This window comes from Silicimonas algicola (assembly GCF_003970735.1).
GTDB classification, from domain to species: domain Bacteria; phylum Pseudomonadota; class Alphaproteobacteria; order Rhodobacterales; family Rhodobacteraceae; genus Silicimonas; species Silicimonas algicola.
This window is the reverse complement of record NZ_CP034588.1, coordinates 889073-911240: the sequence shown is the minus strand read 5'-3', so window position 1 is coordinate 911240 and position 22168 is coordinate 889073. Positions and strand designations below refer to the sequence as shown.

Here is a 22168-nt window from a genome sequence, read left to right as displayed (position 1 = left end):
GCGGCGCCTCGTCTAGCCGCTGACGTGGTGACAGGAAAGCCCCCGCACCCCTGATCGGGTGCGAGGAGGTCAGACGAACATGTCGGGGTCGTAGTCGACGAAGTTGCGGAATGTCAGCACATCGTGGTCGTGGTCGAGCTCGACAACGAGGTTGCCGTTCCGCACGAACCACGAGTCCACCGAGGCATCGCCCAGACCGACGCGGTCACCGGCATCGTAATCGAAATCGAGGATGACCTTCTTCTCGCTCGCGCCGTTCGCTACCGACGAGGCGAAGTCGAAGAAGTCGGCCCCGAGGCCTCCGCTCATCTCGTCGCGCGCGCCGCCGAGCGGGTCAAAGGTGTCGTTGCCGTCGGTGCCCCTCAGCCGGTCGTCGCCCTCGGTGCCGAGGATGACGTTCCCGCTTGCCGCGACGGCGACCGAGACGCTGGCGGTGCTGGTGCCGCCCTTCCCGTCCGAGATGGTGTAGGTAAAGCCGTCGATGCCGTCGAAGCCCGCGTTTGGAGCGTAGTGGAGCGTCCCGTTCGGGTTGATCGAGACGATGCCGCCCAAGCCTTGCGTGATCGCCGTTATCGTGTGCGGGTCGCCGTCGGCGTCGCCGTCGTTCGCCGCGACGTCGATGTCGACCGGCACGCCGATCTCGGTCGAGGCGCTGTCGTTGTTGGCTTCGGGCGCATCGTTCACCGAGGTCACCGTCACGCCGACGGTCGCGGTGTCGATGCCCCCAAAGCCGTCCGAGACGGTATAGGAGAAAGTGTCGGCGCCATGATAGTTGGCGTCGGGCGCATAGCGCAGCGTGCCGTCCGGATTGATCGACACCACCCCGTGCGCGCCCTGCGTCACCGCGAGGACCGAAAGCGGGTCACCATCGGCGTCGGTGTCGTTCGCCAGCACATTGATGCTGACGGGCGTGTCTTCGTTGGTAATCGCCGTGTTGTCCCCTGCGACGGGCGCCGTGTTCGACCGGCCGCCTCCGAAGTAGGCATCGTCGAAGGTCGAGACGCCGCGGAGGTTGATCGTATCGCCGTCCCCGTCGAGCGTGATTGACAGGTTGCCGTTTCGCACCACCCAGTTCGCGACGCTCGCCCCGCCAAGACCGATGCGGTCGCCGGAGGCAAAGTCGAAGTCGAGGATGACCTTCTTCTCCGAGATCCCGTTCGAGGACGACGATGCGAGGTCGAAGAAATCCGCCCCGCCTTCGCCCCACATCTCGTCGCGAAGACCGCCCAGCGGGTCGATGATGTCGTCGCCCGAGGTGCCGCGCAGACGGTCGTCGCCTTCGGTCCCGAAGATGACCTGACCGCTCGATCCGACGTTGACCGTGACGGTCGCGGTGTCGGACCCGCCGTTGCCGTCAGAGACGGTGTAGACGAAGCTGTCGGCGCCGGTGAAGTCCGCGTTCGGGCTGTAGGTCACTGTTCCGTCTGCATTGACCGCGACCGAACCGTTCGCGCCCTGCCCCGTCGAGGCCACGCTGGGGGTCTGCCCCTCGACATCGGTGTCGTTGGCGAGGACGGCGATCTGCGCCGGCACACCAGCCGTCGTCGAGGCCGTATCGTCGTTCGCGACTGGCGCGTCGTTCACCGCGTTCACGGTCAGCCCGACGGTGGCAGTGTCCGAGCCGCCCCGCCCGTCCGACACAGCATAGGTAAAACTGTCGGACCCGAAGTAGTCCGCGGAGGGCGTATAGGTGAAGGATCCATCGGCGTTCAGCGTCAGCGTGCCGTGAGAGACGCCGCTCACCAGCGATACGGTCAGAGCGTCGCCGTTCGCGTCGGTGTCGTTCGCTCTCACGCCGGGCGCAGCCACGGTCAGGACGGCGTCCTCGTCGATCGAATAGGCGTCGTCTCCCGCGACAGGTGCCGCGTTCGAACCCACGCCCACGGTGACTGTGGCGCTGGACGTCCCGCCCTTCCCGTCCGAGATGCTGTAGCTGAAGCTGTCGCTGCCGCCGAAACCAGCGTTCGGCGTGTATTTCACGGTTCCGTTCGGGTTGATCGCGACAGACCCGTTGGCGCCCTGGGTGACCGAGGTCACGGTGCGCGGATCCCCGTCGACGTCTGTGTCGTTGGCAAGGACTGCAATGTCCACGGGGACGCCCTGCGCCGTCGACGCGGTGTCGTTGACGGCAACCGGCACGTCGTTGACCGCAGTCACGGTGACATTCACCGTTGCTGTATCGGTGCCGCCGTTGCCGTCTGACAGCGTGTAGGTAAAGCTGTCGGCTCCGCTGTAATTCGCGTTCGGAGCATAGCGCACCGATCCGTCGGGATTGATCGAGACGGAGCCGTGCGCGCCCTGCCCTACGGACTGCACGGTCAGCGAGTCGCCATCGGCGTCGGTGTCGTTGGCGCGGACGGCGATGTTGACCGCCGTATCCTCGTTCGTGGTGATCGCGTCGTCGACGGCGTCAGGGGCGGTGTTCGCCGTAACGGGAGCCAGATCGCCGGGGACGGCGATGTTGTCCATGTCGCTGCGAAACTGGATCGTTCCGAGGATGCCGCCGCCGGCGACGCCCGAATAGTCGATTGTCATCGTCGTGAAGATGTCGGTGCCGCGCTCCAGCCCGGCGCGGATCACACCGTCGGAATAGGTCACTTCAACCGTCCCGGTGACCGGATCGCCACCCATCTCCTCATAGGGGAAACCGATCTTGGTGCCGAGGGTATCGCCGCGCGTGCCGTTGTTCACGCCCTTCAGGGTGTCGAAGACCGCGTTACCGTACTGTGCCTCGAGCTTCAGCGACACGACCCGCAGGCTGGACGTCAGGGTAAACGTCGCGGCCGTCGACATCGTGAGGCTCATGCCCGAGCCGGTGACCCCGCCCGAGGTGCCGCCTGTGGCCTGCCAGGTGAGAACCTCTGTCAGACCGCCCTCGTAGACGACCGTGACGCGCATTCCGGCGGCTTCGTCGCCGTCGACGCTGGTGTTGGTATCGAAGCCTGATTGCGTGACGTGGAGCGTGCCCTCGTCGGTGTCGACAATGACGTTGGCCATATCTGAAATTACCCCTTACCACTCGCCGCGGCAAAATTCCGCGTCGGCCCACAAGCCTGATACCAAATTTCAGGACCCACTTCCAGCCACGCCGGCAGGCTGGTGCAGAGATCCACGTCCGCGTGAGAATGCGCTGATAACACCGATTGCGTCAATCTCGGGGCATATGAGGGGCGGAGACCCATTTGCTTGAGAGACAATCATGGGGTTCAAACCCTGCATTGTTCTCGCAATGTGAGAAATAGAGGAACCCCCGGCCTTCGAAAAGGCTTCGCCGCCGCATCGGGCGACCCCGGCAATCGACATCTGACCGAGTCTCGGGACTCCCCGGCGTGGGCCATCGCGCCAACCGAGCGGGAGAGGCAGAGCAGTCCCTACGCCAGGGACCGGGAGAACCGAGTCCGGCCTCCGTCAGGACGCCGACGGTGTCCTCAATCCAGCGCGCTCGCCACCTCAGTTCAGTTCCAGTTCCGCAATCACCGAGGCCCAGCCTGCGCCGTGCATGTCCCGGTCGTCGTGCCGGCCCTGCACCGTGGGACGCGGCAGGCTGATCTTGATGACGTTCAGCGCCGGAATGTCGAAACGCTTGACCGTCGCCGGATCGACCTTGAGCGCCGCCGCGACCCTCTCGGTCGAGACGCCTCCCGCGATGCGCGCGAAGGCCTCCGGCGAGCCGCAGAAGACGTCGATGGTCAGCCAGAACGGCCCCGCGTTCTTGGAGCGGACCTTGTCCGCCACCTGGCCGAGTTCAGGCATCGACGACCTCGAGCCGGAAGGCCTGCATCGGGTCGTCCAGCCGCATGACGTGGTTCAGGCAGAATTCCCAAGCCGGACCGCGGTCGATCTCGGCGGGCGAGAAAGGGAACGCGAAAGTCGGCTGCTCCTCGTCCCGCGTCAGGGGATGGTGGAGGAGATAGGGGTTCATCAGCTTCCCGATCTCGTTCGCCGTCGCCTGGTCGGCGGCAGTGATGACGCAGAGGACGCCGACCTCGTCGGGGATGGTGTCCCGCGTCTCGAGCGCCCCGAGCGTGCTGTCGACGCCGATGAGACGCAGTTCGCAGGTAAAGTCGACGCCTGCGGTCAGCCCCGTCCGGTCGGCGACCTTGACGGTATGCTTCCGCAGGATGTCGTCGGTCCAGGCGCGGATATTCTCGACGTAGTGGCGATCGCGGACGGTGGTCAGAAGAATCGTCTGATAGCCAGCGATCCGGGCCCCTTCGAGCTTCACGGCGTAAGTGTCGGAGGGCACCCAGGCCGATCCCTCGACCCGGACACGCGTATCGTCGAGCGCGCTGTAATTCGCGCCCGTCACGTCGAGATGGCCGCCCGGCTCGTAGAGGATGAAGGGGTCGGAGTTTTCATAAAGCATGTGCGCAAGGACCGTGCGCGGCGTGGCGCGGGCGCCTTCGGCCAGGGGCGTCACGGTGAATCCTTGCGCGTCGAAATCGACGAGAAGGACCCCGGACTGAGGGTTCGTGGCGCACAGCGCGCCGCATTCGCCGATCTTGGCGCCATGCCACGCGCCGCCGGCGTGATCGCCGCGCTGAAGCGGCAGGGCCGAGATGATCGCGGTGTCGGTCGTTCGGCCCGCGATCACGATGTCGGCCCCGGTGTCGAGTGCCGCGGCGATCTGCTCGGCACCCGCAAGGGCCACGATGTTGGTGCAACTCGCGACGAGGTCCTCGTCGATCTCGGGCGCGGCGGCAAGCGGAAGAAGGTCGCCGGACGTCATGGCGGCAAGGACGCGCTCTGCCGGCTGCTGGCACTTCAGCGTCGCGATGCGCGCGTCCAGGTACAACTCGGCCAGGCATTCGCGGGTGATGTCGAGCAGCCAGTCGACGGTCGAGTCGGTGCCGCAGGTCCCGGCGGTGCCGATGACGAGCGGGCATCCGGCCTCGCGTGCGGCCGCGATCAGACCTTTCCACTCGACCTTGGTCGAGGCACGCGCGTATTTCGACACGCCGCGCCCCAGGTAGGACGGACCGGAATCCGTCGAACCTCCGTCGATGGCGATGAGGTCGGGCTTCATTGCGACGCCGCGGGCCAGCGCCTCGCGGTCGTAGTCGAGGCCCAGGGCCCCGGATGGGATGAGGATACGGGTCATGCGTGAAGCCTAGTCCTGCCCCGTCGGGATGAAAAGCATCAGTCGGTGATCGCCTGGGGCTTGCGGATCACGCGGCGCATGAAGATGGGGGCGACGAAGCCGACAACGGCCAAAATCCACAGGACCACCGCGATCGGTGACGAGAAGAGATAGGACGGGTCTCCATCCGACAGCGTCATGGCGCGGCGAAGCGCGTTCTCCATGTTGGAACCGAGTAGGATGCCGAGGATCACGGGAACCGTGGGGATGTCCATCTTTCGGAAGATCCAGCCCAGAACGCCGAAGCCGATCATCAGCAACAGGTCGAAATAGCTGCCCGTCAGCGAGTAGATGCCGACGAACGAGATCATCGTCACTCCCGGCAAGAGAATCGCGGGCGGAACCATGAGGATCTTCACGAAGACCTTCACCATCGGCACGTTCATCGCGAGCAGGACGAAGTTCGCGATGAGAAGCGTCGCGATCAGGCCCCAGACGACTTCGGGCCTGTCGGTGAAAAGCGTCGGGCCGGGCGTGATGTTGAGCGTCATCAGAAGTGCGAGCAGCACCGCCGTCGTGCCCGACCCCGGCACGCCGAGGGTCAGCATCGGCACCAGCGCACCCCCGGCGGCCGCGTTGTTCCCGGCCTCGGGCGCCGCGACGCCGCGCGGGTCACCCTTGCCGAAGTTGCCTTTCGAGCCGACCCAGGATTTCTCGGCCATATAGGCCATGAACGAGCCGAGCGAGGCGCCGGCACCCGGCAGGATACCCGCCACGAAGCCGATCAGCGAGCCGCGGATCATGGTCCCGAAGGTCTGACCGAGAAGCCGGAAGGGAATGGTCACCTTGTCGAGCTTCACGCCGATCGAACTGGACTTGCCGTGGCTCTCGATGAAGACGAAGACCTCGGAGATCGCGAACAGCCCGACGATGGCGACGAGGAAATCGATGCCGTCCAGAAGGTGCAGGTTGCCGAACGTGAAACGCGAGGTGCCCGACGCGCCCTGTCCGATCGTGGCGATGCCAAGGCCGATCAGCGAGGCCATCGCCGCCTTGGCCTGGTTGTTCGACGCGATGCCGCCCAGGGTCGAGAAGGCGAGCAGGTAGAGCGCGAAGTATTCCGCCGGACCGAACTTGTAGGCGAGCCGCGCGATGTAGGGGGCAAGCAGCATCAGGAAGATTGTGGCGATGAACGCGCCCACGAAACTCGCCACGCCCGAGATGACGAGTGCGTCCCCGGCCTTGCCCTGCTTGGCCATCGGATAGCCGTCGAGCGTCGTCATCAGGGCCGGTTCGTCGCCGGGAATGTTGAGGAGGATGGACGAAATGCGTCCGCCGTACATCGCGCCATAGTAGACCGACGTCAAAAGGACGAGGGCCTGTGTCGCGTCGAAGCCCATCGTGAAGGTGATCGGGATCAGGATCGCGACCCCGTTCGACGGGCCTAGTCCCGGAAGCGCCCCGATGATCGTGCCCAGGAAGCACCCGATCACGGACAGCATCAGCGTGTAGGGCGAAAGCGCGACCGAGAAGCCAAGCGCCAGGTTCGACAAAAGGTCCATCAGCCGAGCCACCCTTTCGGCAACGGCACGAGGCCAAGGCCCAGCGCATAGCGGAAGAGCACGAAGAGACCGACCGACAACCCGATCCCCGACAGCGCCGCCGCCAGGGGTCTCGGCGAAAGCTGATAGCTGAGGATACCCGCCGCAATCGCCGTCGGAACGAGAAAGCCGAGCGGTTTAATGGCATAGGCATAGGCCACCATAACCACCGCCGCGAAGACCAGCGCCGCGAGCGTGCGCATCACGGGCCATTCGGCCTCGGGATCGGGTCGCAGGATCATCACCAGCGACGCGACGATCACGCCGCCTGCTATGAGATAGGGAAAGGCCTTCGGACCCATCGGGTCGGGGAACAGCGGCACCTGGATCGTCGAGGCGCTGAGGATATACCCCAGCGCCAGGAGGATCATGACCGCTCCGAAGATGCGGTCGCCGGTCATTACTGGATCACGCCGATCTCTTTGGAGAGGACGACGGTCTCGGCCACGACGTCGTCGACCCAGGACTGGAAGTCGCTGCCGACCTTGGTGAAGGGCGCGAGACCGTTCGCGGCCATCGCTTCCTGCCATTCAGCGCTGTCGGCCACTGCCTGGAGCTTTTCGGCCCAGGCGTTGAACTGCTCGTCCGAGATGCCCTTCGGCACGTAGAGGCCGCGCCAGTTGACGGCCACCACGTCGAGCCCCTGTTCCTTCGCGGTCGGGATATCCTCGAAGCCCGGTACGCGCTCTTCCGTCAGGACGCCCAGCGCCTTGACCTCGCCCGACTGGATGAAGCCCACGATTTCCGACATGTCGCCCGTCATCGCGGTGGTGAAGCCGCCGATGGTCTGGGTGATCGCGTCCGCGCCGCCGTCGACGCCGATATACTTCACCGCACGGATGTCATCGACGCCGCCGGCCTTCAGGACCTGGAGGACCTTGAGGTGGTCGAAGCCGCCCGCGGCCGAACCGCCGGCGAACGAGACGTCCTCGCCGTTCTTTACGGCCTCGACGAGGTCGTTAAGCGTGTTGAGCGGGCTGTCCTTCGCCACGACGATCACACCGGGATCGCCTGCGATCGCACCAACGAAGCGGACCTGATCGGCGGTCATGCCGGCGAAGGCGTTCTGGGCGAGCCGGGTGGTCGTGGCAGAGGATGCCGCTACGATCAGGTCGCTGTCATCATTGCGTTCGCCCACGACGTGGCTGTAGGCGACCCCGCCGCCGGCACCCGCCATGTTCGTGACCTGCACGGGCTGGTCGACCTGACCGATGTCGTAGAGGATCTTTCCGATCTGGCGGCAGGTGAAATCCCAACCGCCGCCGGGGTTGGCCGGAGCGATGCACTCGACGGCAAAGGCCGCCGTGCCGAATACGGAGATTGCGGCGCTCGCGACGAGCGCCCGGAACGTGATTGTCATGATGTCCTCCCTTGGCATCGGTGAGCCGTCTGTGCGGCCGTCCGGGTTCCAGCCTTACGGAAGGGAAACTATCAAGGCAAGCGCGACATTGCCGTCGCGCACCGTGCCGCAACGCGGCGGAGACTACTCCGCCGCGCCCAGGTAGACCGGCATGGAGCCGCGCCGGGACGACTCATGGAGCCGGGGCGAGGGCTTGTCGTCGATCTGAAGCAGCGTCCGCCAGTCCTCCAGCACGGACGACAGGCGGAAGTCGCTGCGGCCCGAGACCTTGGGACGGCTCTCCCGCCAGCGCCCGATGGTGGCAATCATCGCGTCCATGTCGGTGCAGTCGATGCATTGCTGTCTGGACGAGACGACCTCGTCGTTCGCGCCGAGGCCGCCGTGGGTCAGGACGGGGCAGCCGACGGCGTTGGCTTCGGCGAGAACGATGCCGAAGGTCTCGGCGAAGGTCGTCTGGGGACAGAAGAGGCAGAGCGAGCGCTCCATGACCTCCCAGAGCCGCGCCTTGTCCTGGCGTCCGACCATGCGCACTCCGTCGGGGACCGGGCCGCAATCCCATCGCATATAAGCTGGGTCTGCGACCGCAAGTGTCATCGTCGGGAAGGCGTCCCGCACCGCACGGAAGTTCTGGAAGACCTCGCACAACCCCTTGTGCGGCGCGCTCGCGAAGAACAGGAGGTCCGGGTCGTGAGACAGTCCGAGCGGCCGCAGATCGTCGGGGATTGGGTTGTAGACATGCGTGATCTTCGGCGCGGATCGTCCGAGGAACGCGCGCAGGGACCGCGCGTGAGACGCCGACACGCAGACGATGGTGACGTCCGCCTCCCGCAGTGCCTCGCCCATCCGGCGGTTGTGCCGCCCCGGGACGTTGTGGAGCCACAGCAGCATCCGCGCGTCGGGATTGACCTTGCGGCACGCTACGGCCGCCTTCCAGGAGTTGATGACGACAATGGTCTCCGCCCGGACCTTCGCCTTCCATGCGTAAGGCGTGAACCATACGCCGGAGATGCAGGAGGACGCGGTCCGCGCCGCCTGGTGGATTTCCAGCCTGACGTCGCGCGCGAGGCCATGAGCGACGTCCGCGATCGTCATTTCCGTCCCGCCCAGACCGATCAGGCTCGCCGGATCGGTCGTGTAGGGCCGCGGCGCGTTGGGGTCGAGGATTGCGACACGCATCATGCCACCGAAGGAACGACGCCGCGCTGGCTGCGGACTTCGGCCAAGGCCAGGTCACCTGTCGCCGGGGTCTTGAGGACGTCCGATACGGTGATGAGGTCGCGGTTCCAGATCTCGGCGATGCGAAGGTCGGCCAGATCCAGCGGCGCGGCGGGGACTTCGCGGGTGTGGAACCAGTCCTCGACCATTTTCCAGACGCGCTGGCGGTCGCGCTGACGTCGCTCGCTGTCGTAGTCTGTGTCGGACGACTGGGTGAGGGAATCCGGCGTCTCGATCTTCGTCAGCAGGACCTCCGGGATGACCCAGATGATTTCGCCCGAAAGGATCAGGCGATTTCGGAATTCCCTGTCTTCCTCGATGCAGTCCGAGAACCCGCCGAGCTTGCGGAAGACGGACGAATGGAAGAGGCCCGAGTTGACGTGTGTCCAATCGCCCGGAACGCCCGCCGCCATCTGAAGGTTCGGGAAGACATCGTCGACGAGGGAGAGGGTGCGCCGGATCTCGACCCGCTCGCCGTTCGGCAGGATGAGTTCGTGGTGCGTCAGGACCGCGCCGACCTGGATTTTCGATCCCGGAACGCGGCTGGCGAGTTTCCAGTTCAGGACGGGGTGGGCGCCGATCTCCTCGTTGCCGATCACGCGCGCCTGACGGATGACCTTGTCCCGGTGCGGGACGTCGTCGGAGTCGTGGAAGGTGATGGCGTCCGATGGCGAAAACAGGATGCCCACGTTCTTGGCCTGCGCCGTGCCGCCGTTCTGCGACAGGCGGATGTAGTTGAAACGCGGGTTCGTGCGGAAATCGCTCAGGATCTCGCGCGTCCTGTCCTGAGACGCATCGTCCACGACCGTGACGATGCAATGCGGATGAGACTGTCCCAGGGCCGCCTCCACCGAGGCGCGGATGAGATGGGCGCGGTTGAAGGTGGGAATGACGATGTTGACCGAGGGGATCATGTGGAAACCTCTCCGAGTTGGCGACGATATCTGGCGAGCTCATGCTCGAGGTAGAAGTACGCGACGGCCGGCAGGCAGAGCGCGATACCCCCAGCCGTCGCCACGCGATCGCCGCTGACGGCAGAAAGAACGATTGCGCCTAGCCCCAGGCCGAGTGTCGTTATCATCTCGGGCGGCATCCTGACGCTGATCTCCTCGCGCAGTTTCGATGTACGAAGGAAGGTCTGCTCCCAGCCGCACAGCGCCTCGAAGGTGGCGCTGGCGCTGGAGGGAAGCAGCGCCATGCGGCACGTCGCGGCGCCAAGGGACGCGGTCGCGAACGGCAGGATCGCGGCGAGTAACGCGAGGAAGAGAGTGGCGACACCGAGGCCGACGATCTCGGTTCCGAACCGGAGATCGAAAAGCTCTGACGCCAGCCCCCAAATCAGAAGAATCGCGCCGAACGTCTGGAAATTCACCCAGGCCAGAAGCTGGCGGACCGGGGCGAGAGAGCGTGCGACACCCGGCCGTAGGAGAAAGGTCGCGGCATTGCCGTGCGCCCATCGCCGCCGCTGCGCGCAAAGGCTCTCGGCGGAGAGGGGCAGTAGGCCCCGGCCGACGACCTGCGGCACGAAGTGCCCGCGATACCCGGCCTCGACCAGACGGGTTCCAAGCTCGGCATCCTCGGTCACGGTGACGGCGCGCCAACCCCCGACCGCGTCGAGCGCATCGAGGGAAATCACGCTGAGCGTCCCGGTCAGAAGCGTGGCGCCGCGCCGGTCCCCATGGGACGCGAAGCGGGCGAAATAGTCCCCCAGCTCCTCGGACACGCCCGGCGCTCCGCTGTCACGGTCGTAGGCCTGCGGGAACTGAACGAAATCGGCGCCGGTCTCTGTCAGAGCGGCGTCGGCCCGCGCCAGGAAATCGGAGGTGACGGCATAGTCGGCATCGACGGTGACGACATGCGTCGCATCGGGACGCGCCATGTCGCGCGCAATGGCAAGCGCCCCCGCCTTCGCACCTTCGACGCCGTCGCGGTGGAGGAAGCGAACGCCGTTCCGTCCTTCGCAAAAGGCTGCGACAGGCTTCCACAGCCGCGCATCCTGCGTGTTGTTGTCCAGGACGATGACTTCGTAGGCAGGGGCGCCTACCTGAGCCAGAAGTCCTCGGATGGTGCGTATGACGACCTCGGGCGGCTCGTTGTGGGTCGCGACGTGCAGGGTGTAGACGCGCGGACGCCGGTGAACGGGCTTGTCCCGAGCGATCAGGCGGCCACGGCGCGACGGCATCAACTGGATCGCGCTCAACGCTGCCTGCGCCGCAAAGATGGCGATCGCCATCGTTAATACCGCCCCATTGCCGAAGACGGCGAGGGCGACGAGCGCCGCCAGCCCAAGCATGGTTCGGGTGCCCGGGCCCCCTTTCCGACCCGCCATGGAGGCGCGCGCCGGAGGGACCGGAATGGGGGTGTGAAGGGTCATCGAGGATTCCGCATGGCAACGTCGGAATAATCCGAACGGCGACAATCCGGTTCCCGAGCGATGGACTGTTTTCGCGAGACTTCGCGCATCTCGCTGAAAACCGGGGCGGAGATCTGGCGCGCCGGAACGACCGGCCTAAGTCACGCCCGTGGCGGAGGCGCGGCGTCCGGCGGTCAGAGCAGGCAAGGCGCGCGAGGGACGATGAGCGAACCAGCACGAGAAATGGACGCCGTAGCCAAGGCGGCACGCACCGGCACACCTCAGACAACAGGTCCGAACACCACCAACTTCAACGCCCTGAAGAGCGATCACCTTTTCATCGTCTTTTCGGATACGGGCGAGATTCTCGGCCCCGACGCGCAAGGTGTCGGTATCGAGCGCGAGGGCGTCTATCTCGACGATACCCGGATGCTGTCACGGCTGCGCGTGCTGCCGGCCGGATTGCCTCCGGTCTTCATGAAGGCCTCTGTCGACCGTCTGAACACCACCTTCGAGACGCTCGTGTCCAACGCGCGCTTCCTCGACGGGACCGACGCGGTGGCCGCCCAGTCCTTCACGTTGTCGCACGTTCGGCGTCTTTCGCACGTTCTGCACGACAGGCTCATCTTCAAAAGCTACCACGAGGAGGACATCGAGCTTCCCCTCGTTCTCGAACTGCACGCCGACTTCCTCGATGTCTTCGAGATCCGGGGCGTGCCCCGGTCGGACCGAGGCATCGTGCGTCCGCCGCGCCTCGATGGCCGGGACGTGGTCCTGGGCTACGAGGCTCCCGACGGGCACCGGATGGAAACGCGCCTGACCTTCGACCGCGATGTCGTGCTCGAGGACGGGCGGGTCACCATCCCGGTCGCCCTTGCCGCGCGCGGACAGGTCGAGATGGACTGGTACGTCAGCTTCGACCGCGAGATGCCGAAGGGAAAGCGTCGGGTGCGGCGGTCCTATTCCGCCGAGCGCGAATCCGTCGAGACATCCATCGCCGAAGCCCGTTTCAAGCGACTGGCCTTGGTCGAGACCGACAACGCGGGCATAAACACGTGGCTTTCACGGTCCGCCGCCGACCTCTCGATGCTTCTGACGGAGACGATGGAGGGCCCCTACCCCTACGCTGGCCTTCCGTGGTTCGCGACGCACTTCGGGCGCGACGGCATCATCACCGCCATGCAGACGCTGTGGTGCGATCCGTCCATTGCGAGGGGAGTCCTCGGGTTTCTCTCCGCGCGCCAGGCGACCGAGGCCTCCCACGAAAGCGACGCGCGGCCGGGTAAGATCCTGCACGAGGTCCGCAACGGCGAGATGGCCCGTCTCGGCAAGACGCCCTACGCCCTCTACTACGGAGGCGTCGACCAGACCCTTCTCTTCGTCATGCTGGCCGCCCGCTATTTCGCGCGCACGGGCGATGCCGCTTTCGTCGAGCACCTGATGCCCTCGATCGATGCGGCGCTCGAATGGGCGTCGACCTGGGGCGACGAGGACCGGGACGGTTTCGTCGAATACGGCACCGAAAGCCCCACCGGCCTGAGGAACCAAGGCTGGAAGGACAGCGTCAACGCGATCTTCCACGAGGACGGGTCCATTGCCGACGGCCCCATCGCGCTGGTCGAGGTCCAGGCTTATCACGTCGACGCCCTGCGCTCGGCGGCACGGCTGCACCGTTTCTTCGGCAACGGCGCGATGGCGCAGGAACTGGAAGCGCGGGCCGAGGCGCTTGTCCGGCTCATCGACGAGGCCTTCTGGCTGCGCGACCTCGGCATCTGGGCCATGGCTCTCGACGGCGACAAGCGACCGACGCGAGTGGTGTCGTCGAACGCGGGCCACGTCCTCTTTGCCGGCGCGACGACCTCGCGACGGGCGGAAGAGGCGCTGGCCACGCTCAGGCGGCCGGACCTTCTGTCGGGCTTCGGGCTGCGGACCGTCTCGACGGGCTCCGCACTCTACAACCCGATGGGCTATCACGTCGGCAGCGTCTGGCCCCACGACACCTCCATCGTCTCGGCGGGCGCCGCGCGCTACGGCGACACCAAGTTCGCCTCGACGCTCTTCGGATCCCTGCTCTCGGCGTCATCGCACTTTCCCGAACGGCGGCTTCCCGAGCTTTTCTGCGGCTTCGCCAAAAGCGAGGTGCCACACGCCATCCCCTATGTCTCGGCCTGCGCGCCCCAGGCCTGGGCGGCAGGCTCGCCTTTCCTGATGATTCAATCGCTTCTGGGGATCGAGATCGACACGCTGAAGCGTACGGTCTCGTTCCGTCAGCCGATGCTGCCGCAAGGCGTCACGCTGATGACCATACGGCGCCTTCCCATCGCAGGGCGCAGGGTCGATCTGAACGTCAGGAAGGCCGGCGTCGCGGCGACGCTCGAGGTCGTCTCGGCGCCAGAGGACATGAGCTTCGTCTTCAAGCGCTGACGGCGTCTTTCGACCCTGGGCCTTTTTCCGCCCTGCGCAAAATTCTGCACCTGCGAGAGGGAACTCCAGAGGCGCCCTCCGGTTGAACATCCAGACCGGTGATGACGCACCGGAGGACGACTTTGCTAAAACAGGGGTGTGTCACCATGAAAGTCAGAACCGTAATTCTTCCCGTTGCCGGTAATGGGACGCGGATGCTGCCCGCGACGAAGTCGGTCCCGAAGGAACTGCTGCCTGTCTACGACACGCCGGTCCTGCAGTTCGCCCTGGACGAAGCCATTTCCGCTGGGGCCGAACGTATCGTTCTGGTGTCTCACCGCTCGAAGGTCGCGATCGAGGAATATCTGAGCGTCAGCGAAGGTCTCGAGGCGACGTTGAAGGAGAAGGGCAAGGTTCAGCTCCTCCGTCGGCTTCAAAGCGCGCGCATCCCTGAAAAGGTGGACGTCCGCCTCGTCTACCAGGACGAAGCGCGCGGCCTCGGCCATGCCGTCCTTTGCGCTCGGGACGAATGTCTTCCCGGTCCGGTCGGCGTCATTCTTCCCGATGATCTGATCGTCGGGACATCATGCCTGGGGCAGATGGTCGATGCGTTCGATCCAGAGCGCATGAACAGCCTGATCGCCTCCCTGCGTGTGAAGGAGGACGAAATTTCCAGCTACGGCGTCTTCGATTTCGAGGGCTCCGACACTGTCGGCATGCCGCGTGCGGCCCGTGGTCTGGTCGAGAAGCCCGATCCCGACAAGGCGCCCTCGCTCTTCGCCGCGATTGGCCGTTATGTCCTGTCGGAAGAGATCTTCGTCGCGTTGGAAAACACCCAGCCAGGCGCCGGAAACGAGATCCAGCTGACAGACGCCATTGCAGCGTGCGGCCGGATCTACGGTCTGGCGGTTCGCAGCCCGCGCTTCGATTGCGGCTGCCACGAAGGCCTTTTCGCCGCAGGCCAGTTCATGCGGAAGCTCAAGACCTCACGGTCGAGCGAAGCCATAGCGGCTGAATAACGAACGAGTCCGGCCGCTCGGGCCGGACCGCAGAGGCTCATCGACAGGACGATGCCATGACCGGAGAGACAGACATCGTCCTCGTCGTGGACGACGAGACACTGATCGCGCTCGACCTTGCGGCGACTGTTGAATCCACGGGTCGGACCGTCCTGGGTCCGGCCTTCACGCTTGGCATGGCGCGCAGGCTGCTCGAGACCGACACAGCCACCATCGCTCTTCTTGACATAAATGTGGGAAGCGAGGTCGTGTGGCCGTTGGCCCACGAGCTTCTCGAGATAGACTGCGCGGTCATCTTCATCAGCGGCGATCCCCGCCAGCGTAAGTCGGTTCCCGGCTTCGCCGACGCTACCTGCATCGAAAAGCCCGCGATGCCGAAAGACATCTGTCGGGTTCTGGACGACGCGACCGCCTCCGCTGCCTGAACGTCTTGCCTTGTCCATCTGCCCCTGCCTAGGTGACCGGTACGTGCAGGGAGGACAAAATGACGGCGGCGAGGCGCGCCCTCGGGGTGTGCTACTATCCTGAACACTGGGACGAGGCTCTCTGGCTCGACGATGCGCGCCGGATGGTCGAAGCGGGTCTGACATGGGCGCGGATCGGGGAGTTCGCCTGGTCCCGTCTCGAACCCGAGGCCGGTCGACTGGAGTTCGACTGGCTCGACCGCGCGATCGACACCCTCGGCTCTGCCGGTCTGAAGGTGATCCTCGGCACGCCCACCGCTGCGCCGCCCCGCTGGATACTGGACCGCCACCCCGACGCGGTCATCGTCGATGCTGACGGACGGGCGCGGAAGCATGGGTCGCGGCGCCATGTCTGCTTCAGCCACGCCGGCTACCTCGCCGAGTGCAGGCGCATCGTCAGTTTCCTGGCCGAACGCTACGGGCGACACCCGCACGTTGCCGCATGGCAGACGGACAACGAGTTCGGCTGCCACGATACCGTGATCAGTTACTCCGACGCGGCCCGCCGCGCGTTCCAGGACTGGTGCGCCCGCCGCTACCAGTCGGCCGAGGCGCTGAACCGCGCCTGGGGCAACGTGTTCTGGTCGATGGACTACGGCGACTTTGGACAGATCGACCTTCCGAACCTCCTCGTGGCTCAGGCGAACCCGGCACACATGATGGCCTTCCGGCGGTTCTCGTCCGAACAGGTCGCCCGGTTCAACCGCGCGCAGGTCGAGATCATCCGCCGCCACAGCGACGCGCCCGTCATCCACAACTACATGGGGCGTTTCCTGGACTTCGACCATTTCCAGGTCGGCGCCGATCTCGACGTGGCGGCCTGGGACAGCTACCCGCTCGGTTTCCTCCTGACCCGGCTGGGGGACGACGAGGCAAGGTGTGCCCGGTACCTGCGGCAGGGAGATCCCGACGCCCAGGCATTTCACCACGACCTCTACCGCGCTGTCGGGCGCGGGCGGTTGTGGGTGATGGAACAGCAGCCAGGCCCGGTGAACTGGGCCCCGTGGAACCCGGCCCCCCTGCCCGGCATGGCGCGGCTCTGGGCGTGGGAGGCCTTCGCGCACGGGGCCGAAACGGTGAGCTATTTCCGCTGGCGGCAGGCGCCTTTCGCGCAGGAACAGATGCATGCGGGCCTCCTGCGTCCCGATTCCGCCGACGCCCCTGCGCTGGCCGAGGTCCGGCAGGTCGCCGCGGAACTAACCGACATGCCCGAGGCCGGCACGGCGCAAGCCAGGGTCGCCATCGTCTTCGACTATGCCTCCGCCTGGGCATGGGAGGCGGAACCGCAGGGGCAGGACTTCGACTATTTCGACCTCGTCTTCGCGATCTATCGCGCGCTTCGCCGCAAGGGCCTTTCCATCGACATCCTGCCGCCGGAGACAGCTACGCTCGACGGGTATCGCGTCGTCTTGGTGCCTGCCCTGGCGACGCTGCCGGAGCCCCTGTCCGCCGCTCTCGCGGGCTTCGGGGGAACCGCCATCCTTGGCCCCAGGACGAACGCCAAGACGTCCGAGATGTCCCTTCGCGTTCCTCTCGCCCCCGCACTGCCCGGTCTCGACACCGTCGTCGCCCGCGTCGAAAGTCTTCCGCCCTTCGCCGACGTCCCGCTCGCGGACGGCGGCGCGTTCCGTCGCTGGTTCGAACATCTCGAGGGACGCGCCGAGGTCGTCGAACGCACCCGAGAGGGGCGACCGGCCATGGTCCGTTCCGGCGGCCTGACCTATCTTGCGGGCTGGCCCGACGACGTCGCTCTCGACCGCATCGTGGCGCGCGCTTGCGCCGACGAAAAGCTTGCCACGCTCGATCTGCCCGAGGGCTTGCGCGTCCGGGACACGGCCACCCACCGCTTCGTCTTCAACTATGCGCCCGAGCCGCAGGACTTCGAGGGCGTGGCGCTGCCGCCTGCCGGGGTGAGCTGGCGTCCGCTCTAGGTCTCGTCGCCTTCGTTCAGCATCGCGCGGATAAGGAAGAAACCCGCGATGACCGCGATGGACACCGAGGACACGAGCCCGCCCCAGTCCCCCACGAGACCCGTCAGCACATCGAGCTTCTCGGCGAAGATATACCCCAGAAGAACATAGCCGGTGACCCAGATCGCCTCCCCCGCCGCATCCCAGGCCAGGAAGGTCCCCCACCTCATGCCGGCCGCGCCGGAGATGAAGTTGACGTAAGGCCCGAGAGGCGCCACGAGCCACGTCGAGAAAAAAACGCCGAGCGGCCCCCAGGTCCGCACCGTCTCTTCGGCCCGATCGACCATTACCGCTCGCGCCGGGGCGGCCCGCAGCCGTGCGAGAAGCGGCGCCCCTCCAAGTCGGCCGATGTGATAGCCGGTGTTGTCGCCCGCGATGGCCGCCAGGTAGGCCGTCACGAGGACGGACCAGAGCGTCAGGTCGCCCGTGGCGGCGAAGGCGCCGCCCGCCAGCATCACCGCGAAGGTCGGGATCGGGAAGGCGAGGCACGACAGGAAGGCCGAGGCGGCGACGATCCAGAGACCCCAGTCCGCGACGAGAGCGTATAGGGTTTCTGTCACGGTCTGGGACGCGTTAAGGCCAGGACGCGTTCGACGGCGGCGACAGCTTCTTCAGGCGTCAGACCCTGCATCTCCGCGATTTCGTTCAGGCTGCGGCCCCTGCCCGTGTCGCGGTCGACGCCGAGAGCGGCGCCGATCTCGTCGGGCGGGACCTGCCAGGCGCGTGCGACATAGCGGATGGTCATCCAGGATTCGACCGGCTGTCGTTCCACGACATGGTCGCGGAAGCGGATTGCGTGTACCGCCATGACGGTCGCGAAACCGAGCGCGAGCGTCAGCGCGACGAGGAAGATCGCGGCGAGAACCTTGTGGCGGCGCAGGGTGGAGACGACGCGGGACATGCCGCACTGTCTCGCGCATGGGAAGATGGCGCAAGCCGGTGCGGCAGTCAGGCGCGCCCCAGCCGCCGGTCCTCGTCCGTCAGGTCGGACTCACGCTCGGAGGCCGAGCCGTATCCGCCGCCGCCCGGCGTCCGCACGCGCACCCGGTCGCCCGCGCGAAGCGGGATGTCCTGTTCCTTCGACAGGTGCTCGGGCGCGTACTTCGCACCGTTCCGCCAGACCTCGACTTCGTTCTTCGCGCCGTCCTCGCCGCCAAGCGCGCCCTGCGGGCCGAAGCGCCCGTGATCCATGACGAAGCTCGCCCGCGCGGTTCCGCGCAGCAGTTCGACCTCGTAGTCCAGTCCCAGGCCGCCCCTGTGCCGACCGCGCCCGCCCGAGCCCTCACGCAGCGCGTAGCGGTGATAGAGAACCGGGAAATTCTGCTCCATGATCTCGACCGGGGGCGCTTTCGATATCCCGATGGTCGAGCACCCGTTGGCCAGGCCGTCATGGTCGGCATTGCCGCCGTAGCCGCCCCCTGAAAGCTGATACATGACATAGTTGCGCCCGGTTTCGGGATCGTGGCCACCCAAGGCGAAGTTGCCGCTGGTGCCTGCCGGAGCGGCCGTCACGCGGTCCGGCAAGGCCTCCACCAGTGCCGCGAAGACGGCCTCGGCGATGCGCTGGCTGACCTCGGCCGCGCAACCCGACACCGGCCGGGGATAGCGCGCGTCGAGGAACGTCCCTTCGCAGCCCACGATCGAGAGGGGTTCGAACGCGCCCGCGCTGATCGGAACCTCTGGAAAGATGTGCCGCATCGCGAGGTAGACCGACGAATGCGTCGTGGCGAGGACCGAGTTCATCGGCCCCATGCAGGGTGGACTCGAACGCGAGAAATCGAAGCTGAGGGCGCCCGGCGTCTTCTCGACCGTTAGTCTTATCGCCAGCGGCTCGTTCACCACGCCGTCGCTGTCGATCCAGGCCGTGCTTTCGTATGTGCCGTCCGCGATCTCGTCGATCAGCGTCCGCATCTGCGCCGCCGCACGTCCACGCAGCGCGTCGATGGACGCGCGCACCACGTCGTCGCCATAGCGGTCGAGCAGCGCCGTCAGCCGCTCCTCGCCCACGGTCAGCGCCGCCGCTTGCGCCTTCACGTCCCCGATCCGCTGGTCGGCGATACGAATATTCGAACAGATGATGGCGTAGATCTCGGAATCGAGGACGCCCTCCTTGAACAGCCGCACCGGCGGCAGGCGCAGCCCCTCCTGCTCGACCGACGTGGCGGAGGCCGAGAAGCCGCCGGGCACCGCGCCGCCCGTGTCGGGCCAGTGCCCGGTGTTCGACAGCCAGCAGAAGATTGCGCCGTCCCTGTAGAAGGGTCTCGCGAACCTGACGTCCATCAGGTGCGTGCCGCCCAGGTAGGGATCGTTGACGATGTAGGTGTCGCCCGGCTTCGGCGCCGCCGCGCGCCCGTCGCGGATCATCTCGATCAGCGTCCGCGTCGAATACTGCATCGTGCCGACGAAAACGGGCAAGCCGCCCTGCCCCTGCGCGATCAGGGATCCATCCTCGGCTGAATAGATGCCGTCCGAGCGGTCGTTCGCTTCGGCGATGACGGGCGAGAAGGCGGCGCGAGAGAACGTCAGATCCATTTCGTCGCAGACTTGCTGCAACCCCGCCTGGATGACCGACAGCGTGATCGGATCGACGGTCATGCGGCACTTCCCACGTGGATGACGAGGTTACCGTCCGCGATGCCTTCCACGCGGTCGCCCGGCGGGATGAGGATGGTCGAGTCGAATTGCTCGATGATCCCGGGGCCGTCGAGTCTCACATCCTCCGGCAAGTGGTCGCGCCAGTAGACGGGAGTGTCGTGCGCCTCGCCGTCGAAGATGACCGCTCGGACCGACGCGGGAGCGGCGCGCGCCATGCGGCCCACGGGGTCGATCAGGCCGCCCAGGTCGACGGACGCCGACGCGCCGATGACCGAGCAGTTGGCGTTGACCACGCGCGCCGGGATCTGGGCCAGCTCGACGCGAAACCTGTCCCAGTAGACGCGCTCGAACCGCGTCCGAAGCGTCTCGCGCGATGGATCGGGCGCATCGAGCGGCACGCGGACGACGTGCGACTGGCCCATGAACTGCATGTCGACGCTGAAGCTGTGCGTCACCCCGGTGACTTCGATCCTCTCGCGGTTCAGGGCGGCCTCGCCGGACGCCGCCTGCTCGGCGAAGACCTCGTGCAGTTCGCCCATGTCCAGCGTGTCCAACGGCCGGTTCAGCGTCCGAACGTAGTCGTGCCGCAGGTCGGCCACGACGCAGCCCAGCGCGTTGGTCAGGCCTGGCCGCGCCGGGATCAGGACGCGCGGCACGCCAAGTTCGCTCGCCAGTGCCGCCGCGTGAAGCGGCCCGGCACCGCCAAAGGCGAAAAGGGCGAAGTCGCGCGGGTCAGCACCGAGAGACAGCGACACCATGCGGATCGCACCCGCCATCTTCGCGTTGGCGAGGCGGATGACGGCCTCGGCCGCGCCCTCTGCATTCGTACCAAGCGGACGCCCCAACTCGCGCGCGAAGATCTCAGCTACGGCGTCGCGCGTCACCCCACCGCGCACGGCCAGCTTCGCGGGATCGAGACGCCCCAGAAGCAGGTTCGCGTCCGAGATCGTCGGCCGCGTTCCACCCCGGCCATAGCAGATCGGTCCTGGTTCGGCGCCGGCGCTTTCGGGTCCGACCTCCAGCAGCCCCGCCGCGTTCACACGCGCGATCGAGCCTCCGCCCGCCCCCACGGTGCGGACGTCGACCATCGGCACATGGATCGGCATCGCGTATTCGATCTCGATCTCGTTCGACACCGGCGCCGCGCCGTCGCGGATCAGAGCGACATCGGTCGAGGTTCCGCCCATGTCGTAGGTCAGGAGGTTGCCCTCCCCCACCCGCCGCCCGGTATAGGCGGCGGCCATCACTCCGGAGGCCGGCCCCGACATGACCGTCTTCGCCGCCTCGTGCGCGACGTGGCGGGACGAGACCATGCCGCCGTTGCCGTTCATCACCAGAAGCTCGCCACTGTATCCCCGACCCTCCAGCTCGGACCGAAGGCGCGCGACGTAGCGCTCCAGCAGAGGCTGGACGCTCGCATTCACCGCCGCCGTCACGCCGCGCTCGAACTCGCGCGTCTCGGACAGCAGGCTGTGTCCCATGGTGATGAAGCGGTTCGGCCAGAGAACGCCCGCGATCTCGGCCGCGCGATACTCGTGGACCGGGTTGGCGTAGGCGTGCAGGAAGTGGATGACCAGCGCCTCGCACCCCTTGTCGAGAAGCTCGAGGATCGCTGCGCGCGTCGCGGCCTCGTTCAGCGGCGTCAGGACGCGCCCTTTGGCGTCCATCCGCTCCGGCACTTCGATCCGCAGGTCGCGCGGGATGACAGGGCGGAACTCGCCCTTCATGCCGTAGGCCTGCGGGCGCGTGCGGCGGCCAAGCTCGAGGACGTCGCGGAACCCCCTGGTGGTGATGAGCCCGGTGCGCGCCAGCTTGCGCTCGAGGACGGCGTTGGTGGTGGTCGTCGTCCCGTGGACGATCAGGTCGACCCGGCCCAGCTCAACCTCGGCGGCATCGACGGCGGCAAGAACGCCGAAAGCCTGGTTCTCGGGCGTGGTCGGTGTCTTCGCGATGCGGATCGCACCGCTACCCGCGTCGACCTCGACGAGATCCGTGAAGGTGCCGCCGACATCGACGCCGAGAACTCTTCCGCCCGCCACTTGCGATGTCCGCTCCGATTGCTTGTACACGAATAGAAGGACGGCGGCCCGAAGGCTGTCAATAGCGCC

The 22168-nt window shown here is 66.4% G+C and carries 17 protein-coding genes; 4 read left to right on the top strand and 13 right to left on the bottom strand.

The annotated features are described in order from the left end of the window. Window positions 1-69: 69 nt before the first annotated feature. The 9 genes from EF888_RS04620 to EF888_RS04580 form a co-directional block, all read right to left on the bottom strand. Window positions 70-2997 carry an Ig-like domain-containing protein gene (locus EF888_RS04620; protein WP_109757666.1) on the bottom strand — a complete coding sequence of 976 codons (2928 nt, stop codon included), beginning with the start codon at window positions 2995-2997 and terminating at the stop codon, window positions 70-72. 453 nt (window positions 2998-3450) lie between these two features. After that, window positions 3451-3753 (bottom strand): DUF4387 family protein, encoded by a 303-nt coding sequence (locus EF888_RS04615; RefSeq protein ID WP_109757665.1) that lies wholly within the window; start codon window positions 3751-3753, stop codon window positions 3451-3453. Continuing rightward, entirely contained in the window at window positions 3746-5101 is a 1356-nt protein-coding gene (locus tag EF888_RS04610; RefSeq protein WP_109757664.1) for an acyclic terpene utilization AtuA family protein, read from the bottom strand. The genes EF888_RS04615 and EF888_RS04610 overlap by 8 nt, the downstream gene beginning before the upstream one ends. Window positions 5102-5139: 38 nt before the next feature. After that, window positions 5140-6642, bottom strand: a complete 1503-nt coding sequence (locus EF888_RS04605) for a tripartite tricarboxylate transporter permease (protein WP_109757663.1) — start codon at window positions 6640-6642, stop codon at window positions 5140-5142. Then, complete coding sequence (locus tag EF888_RS04600; protein WP_109757662.1) at window positions 6642-7082, bottom strand: tripartite tricarboxylate transporter TctB family protein; 441 nt, start codon at window positions 7080-7082, stop codon at window positions 6642-6644. The genes EF888_RS04605 and EF888_RS04600 overlap by 1 nt, the downstream gene beginning before the upstream one ends. Continuing rightward, window positions 7082-8041, bottom strand: a complete 960-nt coding sequence (locus EF888_RS04595; protein ID WP_109757661.1) for a Bug family tripartite tricarboxylate transporter substrate binding protein — start codon at window positions 8039-8041, stop codon at window positions 7082-7084. The genes EF888_RS04600 and EF888_RS04595 overlap by 1 nt, the downstream gene beginning before the upstream one ends. Before the next feature lie 123 nt (window positions 8042-8164). Further along, window positions 8165-9220: a glycosyltransferase family 4 protein gene (locus EF888_RS04590; protein ID WP_109757660.1), complete on the bottom strand. Its 1056-nt coding sequence runs from the start codon at window positions 9218-9220 to the stop codon at window positions 8165-8167. Continuing rightward, a complete protein-coding gene (locus EF888_RS04585) occupies window positions 9217-10170 on the bottom strand; it encodes a glycosyltransferase family 2 protein (protein WP_109757659.1) in 954 nt (317 codons plus the stop codon). Before EF888_RS04585 ends, EF888_RS04590 begins: the two co-directional genes overlap by 4 nt. Continuing rightward, window positions 10167-11630 carry a glycosyltransferase gene (locus tag EF888_RS04580; protein WP_109757658.1) on the bottom strand — a complete coding sequence of 488 codons (1464 nt, stop codon included), beginning with the start codon at window positions 11628-11630 and terminating at the stop codon, window positions 10167-10169. Before EF888_RS04580 ends, EF888_RS04585 begins: the two co-directional genes overlap by 4 nt. Window positions 11631-11831: 201 nt before the next feature. On the opposite strand from EF888_RS04580, the gene EF888_RS04575 reads away from it, so the two are divergent. The 4 genes from EF888_RS04575 to EF888_RS04560 all read left to right on the top strand — a co-directional run bounded on the left by EF888_RS04575 (window position 11832) and on the right by EF888_RS04560 (window position 17426). Then, window positions 11832-14033: an amylo-alpha-1,6-glucosidase gene (locus EF888_RS04575; protein WP_164721568.1), complete on the top strand. Its 2202-nt coding sequence runs from the start codon at window positions 11832-11834 to the stop codon at window positions 14031-14033. A 146-nt stretch (window positions 14034-14179) separates the two neighbouring features. Continuing rightward, window positions 14180-15031: a UTP--glucose-1-phosphate uridylyltransferase gene (locus EF888_RS04570; RefSeq protein ID WP_164721567.1), complete on the top strand. Its 852-nt coding sequence runs from the start codon at window positions 14180-14182 to the stop codon at window positions 15029-15031. Between the two features lie 56 nt (window positions 15032-15087). After that, a complete protein-coding gene (locus EF888_RS04565; RefSeq protein WP_109757655.1) occupies window positions 15088-15456 on the top strand; it encodes a hypothetical protein in 369 nt (122 codons plus the stop codon). Window positions 15457-15515: 59 nt separating this feature from the next. Continuing rightward, a complete protein-coding gene (locus tag EF888_RS04560) occupies window positions 15516-17426 on the top strand; it encodes a beta-galactosidase (protein WP_109757654.1) in 1911 nt (636 codons plus the stop codon). On the opposite strand, the gene EF888_RS04555 is transcribed toward EF888_RS04560, so the two are convergent. The 4 genes from EF888_RS04555 to EF888_RS04540 are packed head-to-tail and all read right to left on the bottom strand — an operon-like array spanning window position 17423 to window position 22099. Beyond that, window positions 17423-18025 carry a DedA family protein gene (locus tag EF888_RS04555; RefSeq protein ID WP_109757653.1) on the bottom strand — a complete coding sequence of 201 codons (603 nt, stop codon included), beginning with the start codon at window positions 18023-18025 and terminating at the stop codon, window positions 17423-17425. The genes EF888_RS04560 and EF888_RS04555 overlap by 4 nt on opposite strands. Then, the gene (locus EF888_RS04550) at window positions 18022-18366 is read right to left on the bottom strand and encodes a hypothetical protein (RefSeq protein ID WP_109757652.1); all 345 of its coding nucleotides are present in this window, start codon (window positions 18364-18366) and stop codon (window positions 18022-18024) included. The genes EF888_RS04555 and EF888_RS04550 overlap by 4 nt, the downstream gene beginning before the upstream one ends. A gap of 47 nt (window positions 18367-18413) precedes the next feature. After that, complete coding sequence (locus tag EF888_RS04545) at window positions 18414-20060, bottom strand: hydantoinase B/oxoprolinase family protein (RefSeq protein ID WP_109757651.1); 1647 nt, start codon at window positions 20058-20060, stop codon at window positions 18414-18416. Next, window positions 20057-22099, bottom strand: a complete 2043-nt coding sequence (locus tag EF888_RS04540; protein ID WP_241239798.1) for a hydantoinase/oxoprolinase family protein — start codon at window positions 22097-22099, stop codon at window positions 20057-20059. The genes EF888_RS04545 and EF888_RS04540 overlap by 4 nt, the downstream gene beginning before the upstream one ends. Window positions 22100-22168 lie beyond the last annotated feature (69 nt).